The following is a 1447-nucleotide window of genomic DNA, read 5'->3' as shown; positions in this document are numbered from 1 at the left end:
GGCTCTTCACGGTTCGTGGGGAAAGTGATTCCCGGATGAGTGTCATGCCGCCGTCCGGACGGCACTTCTCATGAGGATAATCGATTTGTAGTTCCCGGCGTTTCGGTAGCCGCGGGCGGTTCGTTTGATGTGCTTGATGCTGGTGTTGTTGGCCTCGACCTTGCCGGTGGTGGCGCCGGTGACGATGAGGACTTCGATCTCGTTCCACCATCGGCAAACGGTGCGGTAGAGCTTGTTCGTTTCCGGCCGTCCTGCCACGTCCACGAGCACTTTCAGCTCCGCTTTCGCGGCGGCCGCGTCGGCCAGGGAGTCGGTGCGCAGCAGCGCCCTGAGCTGTTCTTTGACCTTCCACACCGCTTGCAGCTTGCCGGTCGCGTCGTCGGCGGCGAAGACCTCCTCCAGCCGGTGGGCTGCCTTCTCGGTGAGTGTGTCGCCGGCGCGCAGGAGTAGCATGCGGTGGGCCCAGGCCTTGTCCACGCCGCGTCCGCGGCGGCCCTTGACCTGCTGGGACAGGTTCTGGCGGGCCTCGGTCATGGCCTGGTTGCCGAGGGAGACCAGATGGAAGGTATCGACCGAGACGGCGGTGCGGGGCAGCCACATCCTCAACGCCTTGCGGAACGCAGCTGACGGGTCGATCGCGACGACCTGCACTCCCAGCCGCCAGGCCAGCGGGCGGGCGAAGAGCCAGTCCCCGACGCCCCTGTGGTCCCGGCCGTCGACCACGCCTAGGACCTGCCCGGTGTCCAGGTCAACGATGGTTGTCATCCACGGCTCATGCCGGATCCACGTGCTCGACCCGGGGTCGCGGAAGAATCGCACGGACCGGAACCGGTGTTCATCGATGCCCAGCATCCGCGGCCTGAGCTCATCCACATCCGGCAGGGTAAGAAGACAGGCTTCGGTCAGCGCGGCGCGGACCATCCACCAGGACACCGCGAACGCAGCGGCGGTCTCGGACACGGCCCGACCGGAGCTGATGACCGCATCAACGACGTGGTCCCGGAGCCTGCCGGTGGACCGGGCACGGCGCGGGACCTGGGCAGTGGATTCGAAGAACGAGAGCCGGGAACATTTGGGTTCCTCGCAGTACCAGCGGTACTTGGACCAGAGCACTTCGAGGGCGCCGGCGACGGGGATGTCCCGGATCCGCTGGAAGCGCCGTTCCTTTCGCCGCGTCGCCACGACACCGCAGCTCGGGCAGCCCGGTGGCTGATCCGTTTCGACAATGACCCGGCGCCTGCCGTCGTCCAGAACGGTCGCGGAGATGACACGGTAGTCAGGCAGGTTGAAGATGCTGGTGGCAGCGTCGGACGCCACAACGATAGGCTCAGTCAAGGCTCGTGGTCCTGTTCCTGGTTTGAATGCTAGACACACTCATCCCAGCAGGGCCACGGGCCCCTTCTTTATCTACGACACGGAGTCATTTCCCCACGAACCACGAAGAGCC

1 protein-coding gene is annotated in these 1447 nt (G+C 65.5%); it reads right to left on the bottom strand.

Annotated features, from left to right (window positions below):
• Nucleotides 1-42: 42 nt before the first annotated feature.
• Nucleotides 43-1335 (bottom strand): ISL3 family transposase, encoded by a 1293-nt coding sequence (locus tag AB4089_RS22900; protein ID WP_441411559.1) that lies wholly within the window; start codon nt 1333-1335, stop codon nt 43-45.
• Between the last annotated feature and the right edge of the window lie 112 nt (nt 1336-1447).

This window comes from Arthrobacter sp. 2MCAF15, assembly GCF_052115605.1.
In the GTDB taxonomy this organism is placed as follows: Bacteria; Actinomycetota; Actinomycetes; order Actinomycetales; family Micrococcaceae; genus Arthrobacter.
The sequence above is the reverse complement of the archived record's forward strand: the minus strand, read 5'-3'. Positions and strand labels throughout refer to the sequence as shown.